Source organism: Prevotella sp. AM34-19LB, assembly GCF_003468525.1.
Taxonomy (GTDB): Bacteria; Bacteroidota; Bacteroidia; order Bacteroidales; family Bacteroidaceae; genus Prevotella.
In genome coordinates, this window is record NZ_QSIG01000009.1 from 1 (window position 1) to 24,041 (window position 24,041).

Consider the following 24,041-nt stretch of genomic DNA (forward strand, 5'->3'; position numbering starts at 1 on the left):
AGCACCTGCATGCCGAATGCAGTGGGTCTTCCACCATCTCTTTAGAAGTTACGACAGAAATCTATCAGATATAGCCAATATCAGACTTCATTCTGTCTCAGGACACACTTTCTGGTGCAAAATTATATAAAGGAATAAACAACAGGTTTAAAAATCATTTCATAAGATACAAAAAATCGTTCAATGAAACATAATTGCCAGCAGATGAACGAATATTAATAAGAATAAAAGAAAAGATTTGCATAAGAAAGAAATAATTCGTATTTTTGCAACAAATAAAGCACACAATTAATAAAAAGTGCAAAACATATAGACAATGGAAGAACGGAAGATTATACATATCGACATGGATGCTTTCTTTGCAGCGGTAGAACAAAGAGACAATCCCGAACTGAGGGGCAAACCCGTAGCGGTAGGCTTCGACGGTCCCCGCGGTGTGGTTTCTACAGCCAGCTATGAAGCTCGAAAATGGGGCGTTCATTCGGCACAATCCATCGTTCAAGCCAAGCAGCGCTGTCCAGATCTTATTATCGTGCCCTGCCGACATGACTATTATGCAGAAATATCCCATCAGATACATCAGATATTTCAGGAATATACCGACCTCATCGAACCCATCTCCATTGATGAAGCCTTTCTGGATGTCACTCACAACAAGAAAGGGATAGAACTGGCGGTGGATATCGCCAAGGAAATCAAGACTCGTATCAAGGAGGCAACAGGTCTCACAGCCTCGGCAGGTATCAGCTATTGCAAGTTTCTCGCCAAGGTGGCATCCGATTACCGGAAGCCAGACGGGCTCTGCACCATCCATCCCGATAAGGCTCTCGATTTCATCAACCAGCTCGCTGTAGAGGATTTCTGGGGCGTAGGCAAGAAGACCCTACAGAAGATGCACTTCATGGGCATCTACAATGGTGCCGACCTACGGAAAGTTTCCGAAGAACATCTCGTAGAAGTATTCGGGAAAGCCGGACATATCTTCTACCATTTTGCAAGAGGAATAGACGAACGCCCCGTCATCACCTACCGGGAACGCAAATCCGTGGGATGTGAACAGACTTTCCTGGAGGATATCTATGCCAAGTCGGCAGTGATTATCGAACTCTACCATACGGTGATTGAACTACTGGAGCGAATCGCCAAGAGCGGTTTCGAAGGAAGGACCTTAACCCTAAAGGTGAAGTTCTCTGATTTCACCCAGATTACCCGCAGTATCTCTCAGGAGAAGATTCTGACGAAAAAGGACGATATCCTTCCCCTGGCCAAGCGACTGCTTCAACTGGTGGATTACTCTTCGATCCGCCCCATCCGTCTGTTGGGCCTATCCGTAAGCAATGCCACCTCAGAAGAAGCCCGGAAGGAAGACAAGGAGAACAGTACCCTGAAACCTAAGTACCGGGAGTTGGAACTCGAGTTTGAGGAATGGAAAGAATGAGAAAGGTGATGAGAAGGAGATGAAATGAAAGAAGAAAAGGAGATAAGCCCCGAATAGAAAGTGAAAAGCAGCTGACAGGCATATTCCTGCAGCTGCTTTTTCATTTTTACTGTTTTTTTCCAAAAACTAACTATTCATTTTCCCAAAACTAACTATAAACCTATCTAAAACAACTAACTAAAGTATTCCCTAAACAACCTTTTACCTAAAAGAAACTAATTACCTCTGAAAAACAATCCTATAAACCTAAATAACTAAAACCTATATACTTACTAAACCTATGAACTTACTAAACCTTAAACTTTTAAACCATTAAAAACTAAACTTAAAAACTTGCAAATATTACTACCTCAAATACTTGAAACAATTTATTAACTTCAAATTTCTGGTGCAAAAGTATGAAGATTCAGCGAGAGTCATGGATAAATATCGTTCAAAAAATAGCAAAAAATAGTACATTGCACTTTTTTTTGCTAAAATGAACGATTTTTGCACATTTTTCGAACGATATTTTGATTCAATGACATTTATTTTCTTGAAAAAGAATAAGGTACATCATCCTCTTGAGTACCTCGCTGCAAGTTTGGTTGCTCAGAAAGACGATAGGTAATCTGTGTTCCCTGCATCAAAGAGTTCATATCAAGATAGTTATGCTGGTAAGAATTGCCATTCAGTAACATCTCATCCACATAGCATCCCTTGCCCTCCGACTGGATATCTACTTCCTTACCATTCTCCAGATGAAGCTTCATCGACTTGAAATAAGGAGTTCCCAACACATACTGGCCACTACCAGGACAAACAGGATAGAATCCCATCGCAGAGAAGACATACCAGGCTGAAGTCTGACCATTATCCTCATCGCCGCAATAGCCATCAGGGGCTGGTGTATAGAGCTTGTCCATCACCTGGCGAATCCAATACTGAGTCTTCCAAGGCTGACCGCTATAGCCATAGAGATAGATGGCATGCTGGATAGGCTGGTTGCCGTGTGCATAATTACCCATATCCATCACCTGCATCTCACGGATTTCATGAATCGTATATCCATAGTAACTGTTGTCGAAGACAGGAGGCAGGATAAAGACAGAGTCGAGCATTTGATTGAAAGCATCCTTACCACCCATCAGCTGGATTAATCCATGAGGATCATGGAATACCGACCAGGTATAATGCCATGCATTACCCTCTGTAAAGGCATCACCCCACTTCAGAGGATTGAAAGGAGACATAAACTTGCCATCCTTCAATCTGCCACGCATCAGCTTCGTTTCCTTATCAAACACCTTCTGATAATTCATCGCACGCTTGGCAAAAGGCTTCAGCTCCTTAGCCGACTTACCCAAAGCCTTACCCAACTGATAGATACACCAGTCATCGTAAGCATATTCCAAGGTACGGGCTACACTCTCATTGATCTTCACATCGTATGGAACATAGCCCAACTTATTGTAATACTCATATCCCAAACGTCCGGTAGAGTTTACCTGAGGATGAACAGCCTGGGTACCATGAACCACAGCCTGCCAAAGCGTTTCCATATCATAACCACGTAAACCGGAAAGATAAGCATCGGCTACCACGGAGGCTGAATTATTGCCTACCATACAGCCACGATGCCCCGGGCTTGCCCACTCTGGCAGGAAACCACTCTCCTTATAGGTATTGGCAAGACCTTCCTGAATCTTCACGTTTTCAGATGGATACATCAGGTTGAGAAGAGGGAAGAGACAGCGGAAAGTATCCCAGAAACCAGTATCCGTGAACATATAGCCCTTCTGAACCGTACCATTGTAAGGACTGTAATGCACGATTTCGCCAGCAGCATCCTTCTCGTAGAAAGCACGAGGGAAAAGTAACGAGCGATAGAGACAGCTATAGAAAGTACGGAGATGATCGATACTCTCATCCTCTACCTCTATCTTTCCCAGAACTTCGTTCCAGCGCTGACGGCCCTGCTGTTTGAGCTGATCCATATCCGCCTGTCCCAGTTCCTTGAGATTCTGCATGGCCTGGGCGCTGCTGATAAACGAAGAAGCTACACGTGCCTGAATCTTTTCGCCACGCTGACTGGTTTTGAAAGTGATGATAGCACCCACGTGGTTTCCCTTCTGTTCGTTAGCAGAAATCAGTTGACCATCCTTCACACTGACAAATGCATCAAAGTCGTGATCGAACTCGATGACAAAGTAATTGCGGAAATTATCAGGTACTCCCCCACTGTTGCGGGTAGAAAAACCGATTACTTTCCGTTCAGCAGGAATCACCTGGATGCAACTTCCCTTGTCGAAGGCATCAATCACCACATTTGCCTGATCAGTCTTCGGGAAGGTGAAAGCCATCAAGCAGCGCGCTCCGTAGGGCACAACTCTGCCGTTACATCATAGTCTGCCAGATAGACACTATAATAATAAGGTGTAGCCTTCTCTGCCTTGTGAGAGAACCAGCTGGCTCGCTTCGCCTCATCAAAGACCGGTTTACCCACGGTAGGCAAGAGAGAGAACTGACCGTAATCATTGATCCAAGGACTTGGCTGATGAGTCTGCTTCAATCCTCTGATTTTCTTAGCCGCATAGGTGTATTGCCATCCATCACCCATCTTTCCGGTCTGAGGAACCCAGAAGTTCATACCCCAAGGCATTGCTATGGCTGGATAAGTATTTCCTGTAGAAAGCTCTGGGTTGGAATCAGAACCAACGAGTGGATTGACGAAATCTACGGCATTCTTTACGTTCACCTTGACAGCATGTGCCAGCAAGGTGAGACATACAAATAGTAATAAAAGTGATTTTCTTTTCATTTTCTTCTGAAAATTAGTTATTATTAGAAACTACGTAAATTATATGATGTCATATTATACATTTCCCACTTCTCCCGGCAACATACCATACTCATCTTTAAAACACTTGGTGAAATAAGAAGGAGCAGAGAAGCCCACATCATAGGCTACCTCGGAAACACTCATACTGCGGGACTCCAGCAAACGTTTTGCTTTCGCCAAGCGAGCCTTGCGAAGCAAATCTACGACAGAAGAACCCGTCATCGCCTTCACCTTACGATAAAGCTGGACGCGGCTCAAGCCAATCTGCTTACCGATATCCTCGACACCAAACTCGCTATCCGAGAGATTCTTCTGAATGATGGCGTGAAGCTGTTTCAGGAACTGCTTATCGCGATCTTCCAGATGAGAATCGGCAATTTCCAGCTCTGCCTCCAAAGTGCCCTGGAAAAGATGCTTCAGAAGCTTGCGCTGCTTCAACAGATTCTCAATACGTGCCAGGAGTACCTTGCTGTGGAACGGCTTGATGATGTAGGAATCGGCACCATGCTCATAACCCTCGGCACGATGCTCTTCCAGATTCTTCGCCGTAAGCATAATGACAGGGATATGAGAGGTTGCAGTATGGGTCTTCAGATTCTGCGTAAACTCCAGACCATCCATCACCGGCATCATCACATCACAGACCACCAGGTCAGGAACTTCCGTCTTGGCAACATCCAGACCTTCCTTACCATCGGCAGCTTCCAAGACAATATAATCATCCTGCAGAAGGGTATGTTCGTACTGACGGATATCATTGTTGTCATCGATAACCAAGACGGTTGGCTTATTCGCATGTTCGCTCAGCACCTGCTGTACTTTTCCACTTTTTCTCTCTCCATCGTCGATATATTGCAGTTCTGACTCACTAATCAAAGTTTTACATTCTGATAAAGAAGCATTTACAGAGTTATCCACGTTATCCACATCCGTGTGGATAACTAGCGACTTATCTTCCTGCTCACGAGGAATCACCACGAAAAAGTCGGATCCCTTACCCAATTCACTTTCTACACGAGCCTCGCCATGATGCAATTCAACAAACGACTTCACCAAAGCCAAGCCGATGCCCGTACCGCTTGCAGCTCCCTTAGCCTGGAAGAAACGCTCGAAAATCTTGCCAGCCTCTTCCTGCGAGATTCCCTTACCGGTATCCCTCACATCCAGACGGAACTTTCCATCCTCGTCTTTCAGAGATACAAAAATATCACCACCGGCAGATGTATATTTCAAGGCATTGCTCAGAAGATTGAAGACAACACGAGCTATCTTCTCCTTATCAGCAACCACCTCCTGAGAACCGACAGAATCAGATATATCCAAATGGAGCTTGATTTGCTTACGCTCAGCAGTAAGCTGGAAATCGCCTACCCACATTTTCAAAGCTTTCACCAGATCGAAGCGATAGAGCGTCAACTCCATCTTTCCGTTCTGAATCTTTCGGAAATCGAGGATGCTGCTCACCAGTTGCTGAAGAGCTACCGCATTACGCTTCACCATCTTTAAGAGTTCACGACTCTTTCCCTTGACGCAACTGTCCTCCAGAAGCATCTCCACAGGATCGGCTATCAATGTCAATGGAGTACGGAGCTCATGACTGATATTCGTAAAGAACACCAGGCGGGAATGGGTGAGTTCCAACACCTCCTCGTTCAGTCGTTTCAACTCAGCGTTCTTGCTTTCCAATTCCCCATTCACTCTTTTCAATTCTCCATTGGTTCTCGCCAGTTCCTCATTCAGTTTAGCCTTCACCACATAACTGCGGAAAATCATAGCAGCAGCGACAATACAAACCAGCAAGAACAGGCACAAGCCTATCAACATCACTTTCTGGGAATTATAGTCAGAAAGATACCGATCCACCTGTTTATGCAAAGCCTTCAGATTATGAGCCTGTCGCTCAGCGTCTCTGGCTTCCATCAACGTAAGTTCCGCATTTTCCCGGGTAATGATAGATGTACTGAGATAGTTTTTCCGCTCAAAAGGCTGATGCTTCAGAATCTTCATCGCCAAGGCAATCACCTCATCACCCTTGGTAGGATAAAGATAGGAAGCCTCAAAGATGCCATCGCGCACCAGCTCCAGGCCACCACCCCTGGTAGCCATTCCATCAACACCCGTAAATTTATAACGATGCTGCAGCCCCATCTGCTTGGCGGCCTCGTAGGCACCCCATGCCAGACGATCGTTGTGAGCAAAGACATAATCAAAATCCTGTGTCTTCTTCAGGATGCGCTTCATAGCCTGAACGCCTCCTTCCTCCTTCCAGTTACCTCCTTCAGAAGCAATAACCTGGATACCCGGATATGGTTTGATGGCATCCATGAAACCAAGATGGCGCTCCATGGCAGGCGAAGATCCATCCAATCCACAGATTTCAACAATACGTCCCTTACCCTGAAGCTTTTGAGCTATAAAGGTACCCATCGACTTACCGATATGATAGTTGTCGCAGCCGATGAATGCAGTATATTTATCGGTATTGGAGAAACGATCATACAGAATCACCGGGATTCCCTTTTCGTAGGCACGCTCAACCGCCTTGGAAATCGCACTCAACTGATTAGGAGAGATGACCAGCAAGTCCACGCCCTCATCCACGAACTGATTAACCTGCCTGTTCTGCAACACATTGTCATCATTAGAGGAAGCAAGCTTCACGATAATCGAATCATTGAGATATTCTCCCATCTTCAGCTCATCATTGAGCTTGTTGCGCCAGATATCCTCGGAGCATTGGGATACACCAATGACAAACTTCTTTGGCTGCTGCTTGCATGCTGCCAAAGAAAGTCCCAAACCTATATATATAATAAGGTATAAATAGCGTTTCATATATATATATATTGTATTGTTTAAATTTATAGATTGAGAGGCTCTAAAAGAGTTGCCTCTATAAGAGTTACGGTGCAAAGTTACTATTTTTTTTTGGATTTTAGTGTATTTGGTGCGTTTTTTACAAATTAAGGTTCATTTTTTATAAAGAGAATCTGCAGAAATCATCGTATCTTTGCAGCGGATAAAGGAAACAACTCCTTCTTCCGAAAACAGAGAATTAATATAATGCAATAACTAGAGAATAGATAACATTAGTATAAACAACAAAACTAACTATATTATGGCTGAAGTTAAAAATTTTAGAGTAGAGTCAGACCTTTTAGGTGAACTCAAAGTTCCTGCTGAAGCACTTTACGGTGTACAGACACAGCGCGGTATCAACAACTATCACATTTCCCGTAAGACTATGAAAGCTTACCCTGATTTCATCATCGCTATCGCTTACGTGAAGTTGGCAGCTATCGAGACCAACCATACCCTCGGTGTGATCAACGATGAAATTTCGGGTTCTATCTCTCAGGCTTGCCGCGAGATCATCGAAGGCAAATGGCATGAGAACTTCCCTATCGACATGGTACAGGGTGGTGCTGGTACTTCTGTAAACATGAATGCCAACGAGGTGATAGCTAACCGTGCACTCGAAATCATGGGTCACGAGAAGGGTGACTATCAGTTCTGCTCTCCTAACGACCATTGCAACTGTGGACAGAGCACCAACGATGTTTACCCAACCTCAATCCGTTTGGCTTTGATTCGTATGAATACACACCTGGTGGGTGCTTTGACTGGTTTGATCAGCGCATTCCGCTACAAGGCAGACGAATATGCAGACGTTATCAAGATGGGCCGTACTCAGTTGCAGGATGCAGTTCCAATGTCTTTCGGTCAGGAATTCAATGCATACGCCAACAACCTGGAAGAGGAAATCCTCAATCTGGAGCGCAACGTGAAGCTCTTACATGAGATCAATATGGGTGGTACTGCTATCGGTACAGGTTTGAACGCTGTTCCTGGCTTTGCTAAGCTTTGTGCTGCCAACCTCAGCAAGTTGACTGGCGAAAACTTCGAAACAGCTACCGACCTGGTAGAGGCTACCCCTGATACCGGTGCTTACGTAAGCTACTCTTCAGCTCTGAAGCGCTTGGCAATCAAGCTATCTAAGATCTGTAACGACCTCCGTTTGATGGCTTCTGGTCCTCGCTGCGGTCTGAACGAAATCAATCTCCCTGCCAAGGCACCAGGTTCTTCTATCATGCCAGGTAAGGTGAACCCTGTTATCCCTGAGGTAACCAACCAGGTTTGCTTCAAGGTAATCGGTAACGATGCTACTGTAAGCTTCGCAGCAGAGGCTGGTCAGTTAGAGTTGAACGTAATGGAGCCTATCATCACCGAGAGCCTCTTCGAGAGCTTGACATGGATGAAGAACGCTATCGAGACTTTGACTTCCGAGTGTATCCTCGGCATCACCGTCAACAAGGAGCGCTGCTACGAGATGGTAAAGAACAGTATCGGTATCGTTACTGCCCTCAATCCTATCATCGGCTACAAGAAAAGTACGAAGGTTGCTAAGGAAGCTCACGCCACAGGCCGTTCCGTTTATGACATCGTCATCGAACAGGGCATTCTGAGCAAGGAAGAGCTTGACAAGGCACTCGATCCTAAGGAGATGTTGCAGTCACACAAATTTACCCTGAAATAAATTTTCCATAACCAGTCAGCTGATTAGCTGACAAACAAAAAACCTGTAAGCGTATTCCTATCAAGGGAATATAGCTTACAGGTTATTTGTTATACATAAAGCTTATATGCCATGTAAGGGCAAAAGCCTTCAACATCAGCCTTGGTTCCGATATGCCAGCGGCGTCATTCCCGCTTTCATCTTAAAGAAATTCGTCATGGCACTCTGATCACTGAAATGAAGATGATTTGCTATTTCTCCCATAGTCATATCCGATTGCTTCAGGAGATTGCAGATTTCCTTATAAAGCAGGGAGGTGATGTGGTCATTCACGGTGGTTCCCGAAATATCCTTGATCATCCTGGAAAGATAAGGTGCCGAGACATTCAACTTGTCGGCATAGACCTGATCTGCCGCTCGGTCTTGAAATGACGATACAGAAGATGAAGGAAAATCTCATAAACTTCCTTCTTGTGGCGCAAATCGCGAGTCACCGATACATTCTCGTAAGGAAGTTCCGAAACCAGAAGCTTCAAAACATTCACCATCGACTGGATCATCTCTACCTTGTAGATGTGCTGATGACGCACGATATCACGAATCATGTGAAAGATATCGATGGCAGCTTTCTGCTTGTCATCCGATAACTGATACACCACATCGGCCGTAATCTCCTCATCCACCAGGATGCACTCTGCCATAAAATCCGCCGACATCTCGGAAAAAGCAATGACATGCTTGGGCGAAACGACCAGCAATTCACCTGCCGAAAACGTCCTGTCGGAATCATTGGCTTCAGTACCTTGCTGAAGTACCCCCATATTGATGTTTCCCTTGGTCACCAACACGAGTTTCGTGAACAGGGTGCGCTCTTGAGCCATCTCTATAAAATCCTTTTCGCATAGATTGTCTATATAAATATGTGCGGCATAAGCCCCAAAGATACTTTCAAGATGGTGTCGAGCGGCAAACTCTTTCAAATTATAAACTTGTTGCTGCTTCATAAAGACCCAAATTTTTAGTTGAGGGCAAAATTACTATTTATTTTTGAAAAATGCAAGAAATGTATGGATAAAAAATGTGAAGAACTTCTAGCAGATTTGGTTATCAACAATCGTTATCCGAACAAGGCTAAACTGATTATCAAGCACTTATATTTCTTTTCCACAGTTATCAACACCCCTGTGGAAAACTTTATCAAGACTTTTGTGGAAAAATGTGGAAAAGTTTGGCGCACAAAAAAGACACTAACTAAAAAGTTAGTGTCTCAATGTAGCGGGAGGGGGCCACGATCCCTCGACCTCCGGATTATGAATCCGACGCTCTAACCAGCTGAGCTATCCCGCCATCCTTACAAGTCATTTCTGATTTGCGGGTGCAAAGGTACAACAATTATTTGATTCCACCAAATTTTTTCGGAGAATTTTTCGAAAAAAGTTTGTTTTTTCTTTTTTTTGCTCAAATTCCGACCTATTTACACCTATTATATATATAAAAAAAGCGAAAAAGAAAGGATTTCTAATTTTTTTGTGTAACTTTGCAGGCTGAAACGATAGCTGTTCACCTCGAAATGATGAGAAAACAGCTTACTAGAAAAAAAGAAATGCTTAGAATTAAGAAATTAGACATATTTATAGCCAAGCAATTTGGACTTCTCTTCATGGGAACCTTCTTCATCTGCCAGTTTGTGCTGATGATGCAGTTCCTGTGGCGATATATCGACGATCTCATCGGAAAGGGAATCTCGATGGACGTGATGGCGCAGTTCTTCTGGTACATGGGCCTGATGCTCGTACCGCAGGCTTTGCCGCTTGCCATCCTCCTCTCCTCACTGATGACTTTCGGTAATCTCGGCGAAAGTTCAGAGCTCACTGCCATCAAGGCTGCCGGCATCTCTCTGATGCAGGCTTTCCGCTCGCTTATCGTCATCACCGTCATCATCATGTTCGGTTCCTTCTACTTCCAGAACAATGTTGGTCCACACTCCAACCAAAAGCTGGCTCAGCTCCTCATCTCCATGAAGCAGAAGAGTCCGGAACTGGAAATCCCGGAAGGCATCTTCTACGACGGAATCCCAAACTGCAATCTCTACGTGCAGAAGAAGGACCTGAATACAGGAAAGCTCTACGGCATCATGATCTATCGCATGACAGACAGCTACGAAGATGCCGCCATCATCCTTGCCGACTCGGGAATGCTGCAAAGTACAGCCGAGAAGAAGCACCTCGTGCTGAGTCTTTACAGCGGAGAATGGTTTGAGAATATGAAGAGCAGTGAATTCGGCAACAGCGCTGCCGTTCCATACAGAAGAGAAACCTTCGTTTCCAAGAAGATCGTGCTCGACTTTGATGCCGACTTCAACCTTACCGATGCCTCGTCGCTTGCCAACAATGCCAAGGGAAAAGGTCTGTCGGAGATCTTCCACTCCATCGACTCCATCAACGGACTGTATGATTCCATAGGAAAGAACTATCTTTCGGAGGCAAATGCCCGATTCTACCGCACGACGCAGGTAAACAAGGCAGATTCGCTGAAAGAAATCAAGAAGGGACAAACGGAGAATTTTGACACCTTATATAATAAGCTCTCGAACGACAAGAAACTCCGGGCACTCAATGATGCACAGATGACAGCACAGCAGGAGCTCACCGACCTTAACTTCAAGGCAATGGTTACGAGTGATGCCGACTATATCATCAGGCAACACAAGATAGAAGCAATCAAGAAATTCACGCTGGCACTATCCTGCCTGATTTTCTTCTTCATCGGAGCCCCACTGGGTGCCATCATCCGAAAGGGTGGATTGGGATTCCCAGTCATCATCTCCGTATTCGTGTTCATCATCTTCTACATCCTCGACAACACAGGCTACCGAATGTCGAGATTGGGAACCTGGACCATCTGGTTCGGCCAGGGACTGGCTCCAGCCGTACTGGCACCAATCGCCGTATTCGTCACCTATAAGGCAACCAACGACTCAACGGTGTTCAATATGGAAATGTACAAGATGTTCTTCATGAAACTGCTCGGTCTCCGTATCAAACGCCACGTCTTCGGCAAGGAGGTCATCATCGAAGAGCCGAAATATACAGAAGATGCACAGCGACTGGAAAAGCTCAACAGCGATATCTATATATATAATAAGGTACACGAGCTGAAGAAGCTTCCAAACTTCATCAACGTGTTCTTCAAATACCAGCCCGACAACGAGATTGAACGCATTAGCGATGAGCTTGAAAACGTGATAGAGGATCTGACCAATACCAGGAACAAGGTCATCCTTCACAATCTCAACCTCTACCCTATCCTCGCTACGAAGGCTCATACCCGCCCATTCGAACGCCAGTGGCTCAACATTCTTGCAGCCATCATCGTACCTGTGGGCATCGTACTCTACCTGAGAATGTGGCGATTCAGAATCCGACTCTACCGAGATCTGAACACCATCAAGCAGAGTAATGCAAACATCATCAGTCAGATAAAAGAAATGTAACTATAAAAAGTATCAAACAAATGGCAGATATCAAACTCAATAGCATCGAAGATGCAGTAAAGGACTTCCAGGAAGGTAAGTTTGTCATCGTTGTAGATGACGAAGATCGCGAAAACGAGGGCGACCTCATCATCGCCGCAGAGAAAATCGACGCAGAGAAGGTAAACTTCATGCTCAAGAACGCAAGAGGTGTGCTCTGCGCCCCTATCACCCTGAGCCGATGTGAGGAACTCGACTTGCCTCATCAGGTATCAGACAACACATCCATGCTCGGCACCCCATTCACTATTACTGTGGATAAGCTGGAGGGTTGCTCAACAGGAGTATCAGCCCACGACCGTGCAGAGACTATCAAGCACTCGCCGATCCGGCATCTACCCCACAGACATTCGGCCGCCCAGGTCACATCAATCCTCTCTATGCCCAGGACAACGGTGTATTGAGAAGAAGCGGACATACCGAGGCTGCCATCGACCTCTGCAGAATGGCAGGACTCTATCCAGCAGGCGCCCTTATGGAGATTATGAACGAAGATGGAACCATGGCACGCCTACCACAGTTGATGGAGATGGCAAAGGAATGGAACCTCAAGATTATCTCTATCAAGGATATGATTGAGTACCGACTCAAGAAAGAATCGCTCATCGAGGTGGGCGAAGAGGTAGATATGCCTACAGAAGACGGACACTTCCGTCTGATTCCTTTCCGCCAGGCAAGCAACGGACTTGAGCACATGGCACTCATCAAGGGTGAATGGAAGGAAGATGAGCCCATCATGGTCCGCGTACATTCATCTTGCGCCACAGGCGACATTCTCGGAAGCAAGCGATGCGACTGCGGACAGCAGCTGCACAAGGCGATGCAGATGATCGAGAAAACAGGCAAGGGTGTAGTCATCTATATGCAGCAGGAAGGCCGAGGCATCGGATTGATGAACAAGATAGCAGCCTACAAGTTGCAGGAAGAAGGATACGATACCGTAGATGCCAACGTACACCTCGGTTTCAAGCCAGACGAGCGCGACTACGGATGTGGGGCACAGATGCTCCGCCACCTCGGCGTACACAAGATGCGCCTGCTCACCAACAACCCTGTAAAGCGTGTTGGGCTGGAGGCTTACGGACTCGAAATCACAGAGAATGTTCCTATAGAAGTAGTACCAAATGAGTACAATGAGCGCTATCTCAAGACCAAGAGAGACCGCATGGGGCACACTTTGCACCTCGGATAATGTAAATTATGTTATTATTTTGCATCAAACTGCGAAATAATGAATAATTTTCTTCCGAAAAAGAAATAAAATGCTTAATTTTGCACTCGATTAATTAACAATAAAATAGAATTATGGCACAATTATCTGATCGTCTTAACAGATTGGCACCATCAGCAACGCTGGCGATGTCACAGAAGAGTAGTGAAATGAAAGCTCAGGGTATCGATGTAATTAACATGAGTGTAGGTGAACCAGACTTCAACACGCCAGACAATATCAAGGAGGCTGCGAAGAAGGCTATTGATGAGAACTTCTCACGTTACTCACCAGTTCCTGGTTATCCTGACTTGCGAAAAGCTATTGTTGCCAAATTGAAAAAAGAAAACGGACTTGACTACACAGTCAACGAGGTAATCGTGGGCACCGGTGGCAAGCAGTGCGTATGCAACGCTGTACTGGCACTCGTAAACCCTGGCGACGAGGTAATCATCCCTGCACCATACTGGGTAAGCTACCCACAGATGGTGAAGTTGGCAGGCGGTACTCCAGTCATCGTGAACGCAGGTTTCGACCAGGACTTCAAGATGACAGCCGAGCAGCTTGGGAACGCAATCACCGAGAAGACCAAGATGCTCATTCTCTGTTCACCAAGCAACCCTACCGGAAGTGTATATTCCAAGGAGGAGTTGGCTGCACTGGCAGAGGTTCTGAAGAAGCATCCAGAGGTATTCGTTTTGGCAGACGAGATCTACGAGCACATCAACTATATTGGCAAGCACCACAGCATTGCACAGGAGCCAGGCATGAAGGAGCAGGTGATCATCGCCAATGGTGTATCCAAGGCATACGCCATGACAGGATGGAGAATTGGTTTCCTCGCAGGTCCAGAGTGGATCATCAAGGGTTGCAACAAGCTGCAGGGGCAATATACCAGCGGTACCTGCTCAGTAAGCCAGAAGGCTGCTGAGGCAGCCTACACACTCGACCAGGGTGCAGTAGAGGAGATGCGCATAGCTTTCGAGCGTCGCCGCAACCTCATCGTGAAGCTCGCCAAGGAGGTACCAGGACTTGAGGTCAATATGCCACAGGGTGCCTTTTATCTCTTCCCTAAGTGCAACAGCTACTTCGGCAAGAGCAATGGTGAGAAGACCATCAACAACTCTACAGATTTCGCAATGTACCTCCTGGAGGAGGCTCACGTAGCAACAGTAGGTGGAGATGCCTTCGGTGATCCAGACTGCTTCCGCATGAGCTATGCCACAAGCGATGAAAACATCGTAGAGGCAATCCGCCGCATCAAGGAAGCTCTGAGCAAATTGAAATAAAAATAGGAGAAAAGAGTCCTAAAAAGGTCAACTTTGTAAGAAAAAAGCAAGATATTGGCAAAAAATGAGCCAATATCTCGTTAAAACTTCTTAATTAGGACGATAGTTTCTCAATATTTATTATCTTTGCCAAGGGAATTTGGATAACCTAAGCGTGTTTATTCAAGACAACACAAACTAGGCATACAAAACAACTACAATAGAGCGAGAAATAAAAAAGAAATATTAATAATTTATTAACTAATAATTTAAAAAAGTAAAAATTATGGCAACTACAAAACAAGCAGCCCCAGCTAAGAAGTCTGAGGGCTTTCAGGGAGTAAGAGGCGCATTCTGGATCATCGTGGTATGTGCTATCATCGCATTCACATTGTTCTTCACATGGTTCGGTAACGACATGCACTTCCAGGATCCAGGTATCCAGGATCACCCAGCAGACATTTGGGGTACAATTTACAAGGGTGGTGTAATCGTACCAGTTATCCACACATTGTTACTCACAGTGTTGGCTATGACTATCGAGCGTTGGTTGGCTCTTAAGACAGCTACAGGTACAGGTGCTCTTCCTAAGTTCGTAGCAAACATCAAGTCTGCATTGAACGCTAACGATTTCGCTAAGGCTGAGCAGCTCTGCAACAAGCAGCGCGGTACAGTTGCTAACGTAGTATTGGCTTCTTTGAACGCTTACAAGTCTATGGAGTCTGGTGCTAACGCATCTTTGAAGAAGGCTCAGAAGGTAGCTAAGATCCAGCAGGCTCACGAGGAGGCAACTCAGTTGGAGATGCCAACTTTGACAATGAACTTGCCTATCATCGCTACAATCGTAACTCTCGGTACATTGACAGGTCTTCTCGGTACTGTAACCGGTATGATCAAGTCATTCCAGGCCATGGGTGAAGGTGGTGGCGCTGACTCAGCAGCACTTTCTGTAGGTATTTCTGAGGCGTTGATCAACACCGCATTCGGTATTTTGACATCTTGGTGTGCTGTAGTATCTTACAACACATTTACAAACAAGGTTGATAAGTTGACATACGCACTCGACGAGGTAGGTTACTCAATTGCTCAGACATACGAAGCTAACCACGCAGAAGAGGCTTAATTTTTGCTAACCCTTTAAAATTTTATCGCTATGGGTAAAGTAAAAATTAAGAAGAGTGACATCTGGATTGATATGACGCCTATGTCAGACGTTATGACCCTGCTGCTTACCTTCTTCATGCTCACCTCTACATTCGTAAAGAATGAGCCAGTGAAGGTAAACACACCAGGTTCTGTGTCTGAGATTAAGGTGCCAGAGAACGGTGTCTTGACCATCTTGGTAAGTCCTGAAAAGGACAAGGCCGGAAAACCAACCGGCGAAGGCCAAGTATTTATGAGTATTGATAATACCGATCAGTTGGGAGCAGCACTGAGCACAATGACAAGCAACTTCGGCGTGTCTTTGAGCCCTAAGCAGATTGAGACATTCAAGAGCGAGGGTACATTCGGTGTTTCTATGAGTGACATGAGCACTTATCTGTCTATGAACGCTGCAAAGCGTCCACAGTATCTCCAGACTAAGGGTATTCCTCTCGACAGTATCAAGGGTGGCATGAGCGAGTTCCAGCAGTGGGTTGACGCTGCTCGTAACGCTAACGAAGACATCAAGATTGCCCTCAAGGCAGATGCTTCTACACCTTACAAGACAGTGAAGAGAGTGATGAACGAACTCCAGGACATGGATGAGAGTCATTACTATATGATTACACAGTTAAAACAACAGGGGGACGAATAAATGGCAAAGAAAGAAAGCAAACAAAAGAAAATGAATGTCCGCGTAGACTTTACGCCTATGGTGGATATGCTCATGCTTCTTATCACGTTCTTCATGCTGTGTACATCTTTGAGCAAACCTCAGACTATGGAGCTGACTATGCCAAGTAATGACGAGAATACTCAAGATGACCAGAAGAACGAGGCGAAAGCTTCTGAGACTATTACCCTCTACGTAGCAGCTGATAACAAGATTTATTATGGTGCTGGTATCCCTAACTACAACGATCCTACATGGATCAAGGAGACAACATGGGGTAGCCAGGGTATCCGTAAGGTCTTGAGAGAGCACGCTACAGAGAACGGTACACGTCCTGTAGAAAGAATTTCGCTCGCTGTTAAGGAGTTGAACATGGATCGTCAGAAGAATCCTAAGCAGTATCCTGATAGCATCTATCAGAAGAAGCTCAGCGATTTGAAGGCTGGTAACTTGAAGGATGGTAAGATTCCTACTCTGACCATCGTCATCAAGCCAACCGACAACGCTTCTTACAAGAATATGGTTGACGCTCTCGACGAAATGCAGATTTCAAACATTGGTACTTACGTCATCGATAAGATTAACGCAGACGATGAGAAGCTTCTCGAGTCTAGACACGTTAAGATGTAAGATGAGTAACAAACAATTTTAAACAAGAAAGAAATGGCAAAAATAGATCTTTACGATCCTAAATGGGTCGAAATGGTTTTCGCCGGAAAGAACAAGGAGTATGGTGCATACCAGCTCCGTAAGGGTACTTCCGGTCGAAACATCAAGTCTCTTCTGATCTTGGTCATTGCTGCAGCTCTCGTGGGTGGATTCTTGGCTTGGAAAGTTATCGAACAGAAACAAGCTGAAGAACAGCAGGCATATATGGAAGCTATGGAGTTGGCTCAACTCCAGCAGCAGGCTAAGAAGGAAGAAAAGAAGAAGGAGCCAGTGAAGCCAAAGATTGAACCTAAGAAGGAGATACCTGTGGCTCGCGAAACTCAGAAGTTTACTGCACCTGTCATCAAGAAGGATGAACTCGTAAAAGAGGAAAACCAGGTTAAGCAGATGGATAAACTGGACGAAAAGGTTGCTGTCGGTACTGAAAACAAGGAAGGTGTGAAGGACCGTACAGTGGAAGCAGTGAGAAGTGAGATTGCGGTAGCAGCTCCACCTCCACCACCAGCTCCAAAACCTGAGGTTGCAACAAAGGTCTTCGATGTTGTAGAGGAGATGCCTTCATTCCCTGGTGGAAATGGAGCTTTGATGCAGTATCTGGCTAGCAACATCAAGTATCCTGTCGTAGCACAGGAGAACGGCGTACAGGGTCGTGTTATCGTTTCATTCGTGGTAGAGCGTGATGGTTCTATCTCTGATGTTAAGGTAGCTCGTTCTGTGGACCCTTCACTTGACCGCGAGGCACAGCGTGTCGTTAAGAGCATGCCTAGATGGTCTCCAGGTAAGCAGAATGGTTCTACTGTACGTGTAAAGTATACTGTACCAGTTGTATTTAGATTGCAGTAATAGAATGAAAAGAATATCTTATATTTATATAGGATTAACAGTACTATCAATGGCTTTCTTCTCGTCTTGTGGCGAGAAGAAAGCCAAAGATGGTAGAACTGATACTCCTACTTCAGGCACAATTGAGTTTGTGGCTGATGAGAGTTTGAGTCCTATCATTGACGAAGAAAGAAGTCAGTTTGAGTTCGAGTACCCAAAGGCCAAGCTCAAACCAAAATACACAGATGAAGTCACAGGACTTCAGATGATCAAGGATTTCAAGACAGCACTCCTCTTCACTACCCGTAATCTGAAAGATAGTGAGATTGCATACTTGAAGTCGAAGAGCAATGTGATTCCTTCCGTTTTCCCTATCGGATACGATGGTCTGGCATTCATTGTCAACAAGAACAATACCGATACTTGCATCACAGTGAATGACATCAAGCGTGTTCTTACAGGAAAGGCGACCCAATGGAGTGATATTGTTCCTGGATCCAAGAGAGGTGATATCGAGGTCATATTTGATAATACCCGCTCTGCAACCACCAACTTCGTAGTAGATTCTGTTCTACACGGCGAAAAGATGGGTGCGAAGATAATGGCTGCCAAAACAAGCAAGCAGGTCATTGACTTCGTTGACCAGAATCCAGGTTCTATCGGTGTTATCGGATCGAATTGGTTGAACGACCGACGCGATTCCACCAACACAACCTTTAAGAAGAATATTCATGTAATGCAGGTATCCATCAAGGAGAAAGCTACCCCTATGAACAGCTGGAAACCTTACCAGGCATACCTGTTGGATGGAAGATATCCATTCGTTAGAACTATATACGCTATCGTGGTTGACCCTCATAAGGCTTTGCCTTGGAGCTTTGCCAACTACATTTCCAATCCTAAGGGACAGCTTATCCTCTTCAAGACGGGCTTGCTTCCTTACAGAGGTGATATTACGATTAAGACAGTTAATGTTAAACGTTAAAAGTTTAGATAGAAAGTAGAATTATGAAAGCAGTTAAATATTTAGTAGCAGGTTTGCTCGTCATGGGTTTGGCAGCTCCTGCAATGGCACAGGACGTTAACTACAAGGATGCTCTGAAGCCAATAGAAGCAACATTAAAGGCTGGTAACGTAGATGCCAAGCTTTTGCCAAGGTTCTCAAGGAGTATCAGAAGGAGTACAAGAAGGATCCTAAGGCACTCGTTGCTTTGGGTAATGCTCTCGTCATCAACAAGGACTACACCAATGCCATGGCTGTAGCTGATGCTGTCATCGCTAAGTACAAGAGTTGTGGTGATGCTTATATCCTCAAGGGCGATATCTACGCTATGCAGGACAATGGTGGTGAGGCTGCTTCTTGGTATAAGAATTGTATGACTATGGACCCTAAGAATCCTCAGGGTTACATCAGCTATGCTAACGTTTACCGCAAGATTGACCCACAGGCTTCTGCAGAGGCTTTGAACAAGTTGAGAACAGTAGATCCTAACTACCCTATTGAGGCAGAAACTGGTCACAACTACTACTCTATCGGTAGCTACGACAAGGCTTATGAGAACTTCTCTAAGGCTAACTTGAATACTATGGAAGAGTATATCTTCTACGAGTACTGCTTCACTACATACGTATTGAACAAGAAGGATGAAACTCTCAACCTTTGCAAGAAAGGTATGCAGAAGTATCCTAAGGATACAGCTTTCTTGATTCTGGCTTTGCGTGCATCTGTTGATACTCAGAACTTTACTGAGGCTCTCCAGTATGCTAACAGCATCATGACTAACAACGATATCAAGAAGAACTCCAGTATCTACTCTTACTATGGTCTGGCACTCGCTGGCAACAAGCAGTTTGACCAGGCTTTGGAGCAGTACAACAAGGCTCTGGAGGTAAACAAGGAAGACTTCAAGCCATATCAGTACATCTCTGAGGCATACAAGGGTATGGGCAATGAGGATAAGGCTATCGAGTTCGCTCAGACATATATGGATAAGAACCCTAACGTGTCACCATCAGACTATGTAAAGATGGCAGAGATCTACAATGCAAAGGCTCAGAAGGGTGGCGATCAGAAGGAGGCTAACGTTGATAAGGCTATCAACGTATATAACAGCTTCGCTGAGAAGTATCCACAGCTGAAGGCATACGCTCACCTCCAGGCTGCCAACATCGCATTCCAGAACGAGTTGGACGACAAGGCTCTTTCTAACTATGAATTGGTTATCAAGGAACTTGAGAGCAAGCAGTATGATGAGGATGAGAAGGGCTACCTGATGCAGGCTTACAAGAACGCCGGTTACATCTACTGGGGTTCTAAGAAGGACCTGACAACAGCTCAGCCATACTTCGAGAAGCTGATCAAGCTTGATCCAAACAACTCTCTCGCCAAGAAGGCTTTAGGTCTTGACGAGGAGCAGCAGGCACAGTAAATTACGAAACAAGAACATAATTAAAGGGGTGATAGCTATGTGATATGGCTTTCACCCCTTTTTTTGTGATATGAATCAGACCATAAACGAAAAGAGCGATTCCAAAGGAACCGCTCTCAATGTTTTATTGTAACTAAAAGTATCTTTCCATAATAAATTATGGAAGACTGATTGCCTCATTAGGACAAACATCAGCACAAGTACCGCACTCTGTGCAGAGATCTGGGTTGATTGAATACTTCTCGCCCTCAGAGATTGCACCTGATGGACACTCGTCAATACATGTACCGCAAGCGATACAATCGTCACCAATTACGTATGCCATAATTCTAAATATTTAAAATGTTAATAATGTCTCTGTATAAATGCTCATCTAGTAATAGGCACATTACCTACTTTTGATGGTGCAAAGATAACAATTATTTTCGAGATACCTACAAATAGGTATGACTTTTTTCTTGATTTTACTCAATTTATACTTTATCGAAATAAATTAGTACAATAAGAAGCCAACCTTGCCGTTTATTAATAATAACGAAGAACAAATAGCAAATATGAAGAGAATCATACTGATGGCTCTAATAGCCTTTTATACAGGTATCAATGGCATGGCACAGCTTAGGACGGTAGAAAATCGCCCATATACCGATTTGCGCCCTTTCCATTTCGGTGTACTCATCGGAACACATGCGCAGGATATTGAGTTTCAGAATACCGGAATCACCCAATACATCGATGCCAACGGTATCGAGCAGCCTTCTCATGTCACTGTAGATCAAGACCGTTGGGATATGGGATTCACCGTTGGCGTACTAGGAGAATTCCGTCTTAACAGAAGCTTCCAGTTCCGTGTAGCCCCTGCCATGTACTTCGGTACTCGCCACCTCACCTTTTATAACCTCTTGGAGAAAGATGGTGCAGGAAACGCCATCGTACAGCATCAGGAGATGAAGACTGCCTACATTTCTTCCGCTATGGACCTGATTTTCGCAGCCGAGCGGTTCAATAATCACCGACCTTACGTGATGGCGGGCATCAATCCGATGATGAACCTCAACAGCCGCAAGTCAGACTACATCAAGCTCAAGAAATCGGAAATATTTCTCGAACTGGGCGTAGGCTGCGATTTCTACATGCCATTTTTCAAGCTCCGTCCGGAACTCAAGTTTATGTATGGATTGACAGATTCCTTCGACAAGAAACATCCCGAGCACATCAAAAACAAGAATGAGCTCCCTTATGCCTTGGCAGCTAAAGGAGCTCATAGTAAGATAATTGCATTGACGTTCTATTTCGAGTAGCCTACTCTACCACTTCCCAAGAGAAGACACAGCCATTCTTCATACCGGCATCAGCGCCCTGGAAATCAGCAGAATAAGGACTTCCGTCGGTAGGATGCTTGCCTATATACCGCTGGGTCTTCAGTGATAGAAGCATACAGCGGTTGTAAAGCATATCCTGCCATACAAACTCCTCAGCATGAGAGGCATCAGAAGTAAGACGCACATCGCCCGACAAGCCAGCACCTGCAATATAGACATATCGTCCATCTGCTGTTTTCAGCACAATCTTGCCCAGTCCACGGTCTTCGATGATGAATTTCACGCCATTGCTCATCTCCTTTATGTTCGAAGAGCTGTGCATGAGACCATGACCGGTAGCATTCATCAGGTTACCATCAGCAAGATTAAAGAGTCGGATAGTCTTTCCTATAGGCAGATTAGCTGTTCTGTCAGCCATCGGTTCCTCCACCTTGAAGTCATCAAAATCAGCCACGCCGCCGTTCACTCCCGCCTTGTTAAAGGCATACAGCGCTACACGCACACCCTGGAAGGTCTTCAACTGATAAGGAGAAAGCATTTGCTCTCCGATATTCTCCCAAGTCTTTCCATCAAGAGAGTAGGAATATTGCAGCAGACTCTTATCATAATCACCCCAAAGGCGCAACCATACCACCTTGTTCTTGGCAATCGGTTTCAGCACCTCCTTGTTGGTATTCTGGTCGTAGCATCTCAGGCTTAATCCCTTTTCCGTCTTCATCACGCCCAATGAAGCGTATGGCGTATTCATAGCACCGAGTCCAGCCTCATCCCCCATCTTCAGTCGGGATGCATCCAGCTTGACAGATGTATAAGATACAGGACCGATGGCACGTTGCGTCAACGAATTTTTTGCCCAGAGCAGCTGCTTGGCAGGCATAGAATGCAATCTGAGCCATCCTTTTCGCTCCTTGTTCAGCGACCACATCTTGTCGTTCGGATTATGATTCCACTGCCAAACCGGCTTGAAAGTCTTTCCCGAGAAATCATCACATCTATCGAATGGAGCCTGTGGTGTCTTCACCGCATCATTCGGTTTGAACCAGGTTCGAGGCGAGCGCCCCAGGTTCTTCTCCAATCCGAAGTAAGGCCAGCCATCCACCCATGTGACAGGCGAAAGGCATACCGTTCTACCCACGGCATTGAAATCCAGCATCGATACGCCCCACCATTTGCCATCAGGAGCCTGTACGATACCGCCTTGGTGAATGGTAGCACAACCCAGATTAACTCCATTAGGCTGGTTGTTTTGGAATCTGAAACCATCTTCCGGCAAAGGCCTACCGATTCCCATGTTACCTACGCTCCATCCAGCAGCATAACCATACGATTCGCGCTCGCTAATTACGCAAGTTTCATAAGGTCCCCAAATGCTCTTGCTTCGGGCGCACTGCATGCGGCCCATCGGTGAATAATCTGCAGAGAGGATATAGTACATACCATTGATTTTATAAATATGATGTCCCTCACCCATCGCATTGCCTTCCGGAATCACCACCTTACTGCTGCCCTCTACCGGACCGCTCAAATCGGGCTTCAACTCCGTAATGGTCACGTTGCCATACTTGTGCACGGCATAAATCTTGCCATCCTCATCGAAGAGCACAGAGAGGTCATAGATATCGCCATTAACTTTATGATGCGTCCAAGGACCCTTGGCACTGTCCGAGATATACACCTGCAATCCATGCCCGTTGATATTGGAGAAGATATAGAACTTGCCGTTATGATATCGGATGGCAGGCGCCCAGATACCCTGTCCGTAAGCCTCCTTGCCATTGCGGAGATTGAAATCATCAGAATCATCAAAGCGGTCGAAGCAATAGGAAGAGAACTCCCAATTTACGAGATCCTTGGAATGGAGCACTACCAATCCCGGAACACTGTGCATCGTGGTACCCGCCAGATAGTAATCCTCCCCCACTCTGATGATATCAGGGTCAGAGAATTCATCGTAAAACAAAGGATTGGTAAAGGTACCATTACCATTATCAGCCGACCAAGACTTCCCTTTCAAAGTCTGTGTCAGAACATTCTTGGTTGCAGATTTTTTCTGCGCCGCTGCTCCCAAAGAACCGCCTAAAAGAGCGATGCAACAGGTTGCAAATAATAATTTCTTCATTCTCATTTATAGGTCTAAAAGATTATTATAAAAAATATTGCCACAAAAGTACGAATAATGATCCAACCAGAGGTGGACA

The 24,041-nt window shown here is 45.2% G+C and carries 16 protein-coding genes, 1 tRNA gene and 2 pseudogenes; 12 read left to right on the forward strand and 7 right to left on the reverse strand.

Features of this window, described 5'->3' with window-relative positions; all coding sequences use genetic code 11:
• Positions 1-316: 316 nt before the first annotated feature.
• Positions 317-1,438, forward strand: coding sequence for a DNA polymerase IV (dinB, locus tag DW830_RS04330; RefSeq protein ID WP_119249021.1), 1,122 nt, complete (start codon positions 317-319; stop codon positions 1,436-1,438).
• A 527-nt stretch (positions 1,439-1,965) separates the two neighbouring features.
• Here the strand turns inward: dinB and DW830_RS04335 are convergent.
• Both DW830_RS04335 and DW830_RS04340 read right to left on the reverse strand, forming a co-directional pair.
• Positions 1,966-4,238 (reverse strand): annotated as a pseudogene (locus DW830_RS04335) (GH92 family glycosyl hydrolase).
• A 54-nt stretch (positions 4,239-4,292) separates the two neighbouring features.
• The gene (locus DW830_RS04340) at positions 4,293-7,094 is read right to left on the reverse strand and encodes a substrate-binding domain-containing protein (RefSeq protein ID WP_119249022.1); all 2,802 of its coding nucleotides are present in this window, start codon (positions 7,092-7,094) and stop codon (positions 4,293-4,295) included.
• Between the two features lie 283 nt (positions 7,095-7,377).
• Between DW830_RS04340 and DW830_RS04345 the strand changes: the two genes are divergently transcribed.
• Complete coding sequence (locus tag DW830_RS04345; protein WP_119249023.1) at positions 7,378-8,796, forward strand: aspartate ammonia-lyase; 1,419 nt, start codon at positions 7,378-7,380, stop codon at positions 8,794-8,796.
• 135 nt (positions 8,797-8,931) lie between these two features.
• Here DW830_RS04345 and DW830_RS04350 read toward each other — a convergent pair whose 3' ends face one another.
• From DW830_RS04350 to DW830_RS04360, 3 genes are all read right to left on the reverse strand, one after another.
• Positions 8,932-9,135 carry a helix-turn-helix domain-containing protein gene (locus DW830_RS04350; RefSeq protein WP_119249024.1) on the reverse strand — a complete coding sequence of 68 codons (204 nt, stop codon included), beginning with the start codon at positions 9,133-9,135 and terminating at the stop codon, positions 8,932-8,934.
• A 26-nt stretch (positions 9,136-9,161) separates the two neighbouring features.
• Complete coding sequence (locus DW830_RS04355; RefSeq protein ID WP_147487207.1) at positions 9,162-9,656, reverse strand: hypothetical protein; 495 nt, start codon at positions 9,654-9,656, stop codon at positions 9,162-9,164.
• Positions 9,657-10,048: 392 nt separating this feature from the next.
• Positions 10,049-10,122: transfer RNA gene (locus DW830_RS04360), tRNA-Met, on the reverse strand.
• 256 nt (positions 10,123-10,378) lie between these two features.
• On the opposite strand from DW830_RS04360, the gene DW830_RS04365 reads away from it, so the two are divergent.
• From DW830_RS04365 to DW830_RS04405, 9 genes and pseudogenes are all read left to right on the forward strand, one after another.
• A complete protein-coding gene (locus DW830_RS04365; RefSeq protein ID WP_119249060.1) occupies positions 10,379-12,268 on the forward strand; it encodes an LptF/LptG family permease in 1,890 nt (629 codons plus the stop codon).
• A gap of 20 nt (positions 12,269-12,288) precedes the next feature.
• Positions 12,289-13,499, forward strand: a pseudogene (locus DW830_RS04370) (bifunctional 3,4-dihydroxy-2-butanone-4-phosphate synthase/GTP cyclohydrolase II).
• Between the two features lie 113 nt (positions 13,500-13,612).
• Complete coding sequence (locus DW830_RS04375; protein WP_119249026.1) at positions 13,613-14,806, forward strand: pyridoxal phosphate-dependent aminotransferase; 1,194 nt, start codon at positions 13,613-13,615, stop codon at positions 14,804-14,806.
• Positions 14,807-15,071: 265 nt separating this feature from the next.
• The gene (locus DW830_RS04380; RefSeq protein WP_117663293.1) at positions 15,072-15,908 is read left to right on the forward strand and encodes a MotA/TolQ/ExbB proton channel family protein; all 837 of its coding nucleotides are present in this window, start codon (positions 15,072-15,074) and stop codon (positions 15,906-15,908) included.
• A gap of 30 nt (positions 15,909-15,938) precedes the next feature.
• Positions 15,939-16,583 carry an ExbD/TolR family protein gene (locus DW830_RS04385; protein WP_119249027.1) on the forward strand — a complete coding sequence of 215 codons (645 nt, stop codon included), beginning with the start codon at positions 15,939-15,941 and terminating at the stop codon, positions 16,581-16,583.
• Positions 16,584-17,231 carry an ExbD/TolR family protein gene (locus DW830_RS04390; RefSeq protein ID WP_119249028.1) on the forward strand — a complete coding sequence of 216 codons (648 nt, stop codon included), beginning with the start codon at positions 16,584-16,586 and terminating at the stop codon, positions 17,229-17,231.
• A gap of 33 nt (positions 17,232-17,264) precedes the next feature.
• Positions 17,265-18,113 (forward strand): energy transducer TonB, encoded by an 849-nt coding sequence (locus DW830_RS04395; RefSeq protein WP_119249029.1) that lies wholly within the window; start codon positions 17,265-17,267, stop codon positions 18,111-18,113.
• A gap of 49 nt (positions 18,114-18,162) precedes the next feature.
• On the forward strand, positions 18,163-19,077 hold the full coding sequence (locus DW830_RS04400; RefSeq protein ID WP_233544376.1) for a PstS family phosphate ABC transporter substrate-binding protein: 915 nt from the start codon (positions 18,163-18,165) through the stop codon (positions 19,075-19,077).
• A gap of 226 nt (positions 19,078-19,303) precedes the next feature.
• Complete coding sequence (locus tag DW830_RS04405) at positions 19,304-20,521, forward strand: tetratricopeptide repeat protein (RefSeq protein WP_317125369.1); 1,218 nt, start codon at positions 19,304-19,306, stop codon at positions 20,519-20,521.
• 157 nt (positions 20,522-20,678) lie between these two features.
• Here the strand turns inward: DW830_RS04405 and DW830_RS04410 are convergent, their stop codons facing one another.
• Positions 20,679-20,846 carry a 4Fe-4S binding protein gene (locus tag DW830_RS04410; protein WP_006849139.1) on the reverse strand — a complete coding sequence of 56 codons (168 nt, stop codon included), beginning with the start codon at positions 20,844-20,846 and terminating at the stop codon, positions 20,679-20,681.
• A 229-nt stretch (positions 20,847-21,075) separates the two neighbouring features.
• Between DW830_RS04410 and DW830_RS04415 the strand changes: the two genes are divergently transcribed.
• On the forward strand, positions 21,076-21,822 hold the full coding sequence (locus DW830_RS04415; RefSeq protein WP_119249031.1) for a porin family protein: 747 nt from the start codon (positions 21,076-21,078) through the stop codon (positions 21,820-21,822).
• A gap of 1 nt (position 21,823) precedes the next feature.
• On the opposite strand, the gene DW830_RS04420 is transcribed toward DW830_RS04415, so the two are convergent.
• Complete coding sequence (locus tag DW830_RS04420) at positions 21,824-23,962, reverse strand: glycoside hydrolase 43 family protein (RefSeq protein ID WP_119249032.1); 2,139 nt, start codon at positions 23,960-23,962, stop codon at positions 21,824-21,826.
• Positions 23,963-24,041 lie beyond the last annotated feature (79 nt).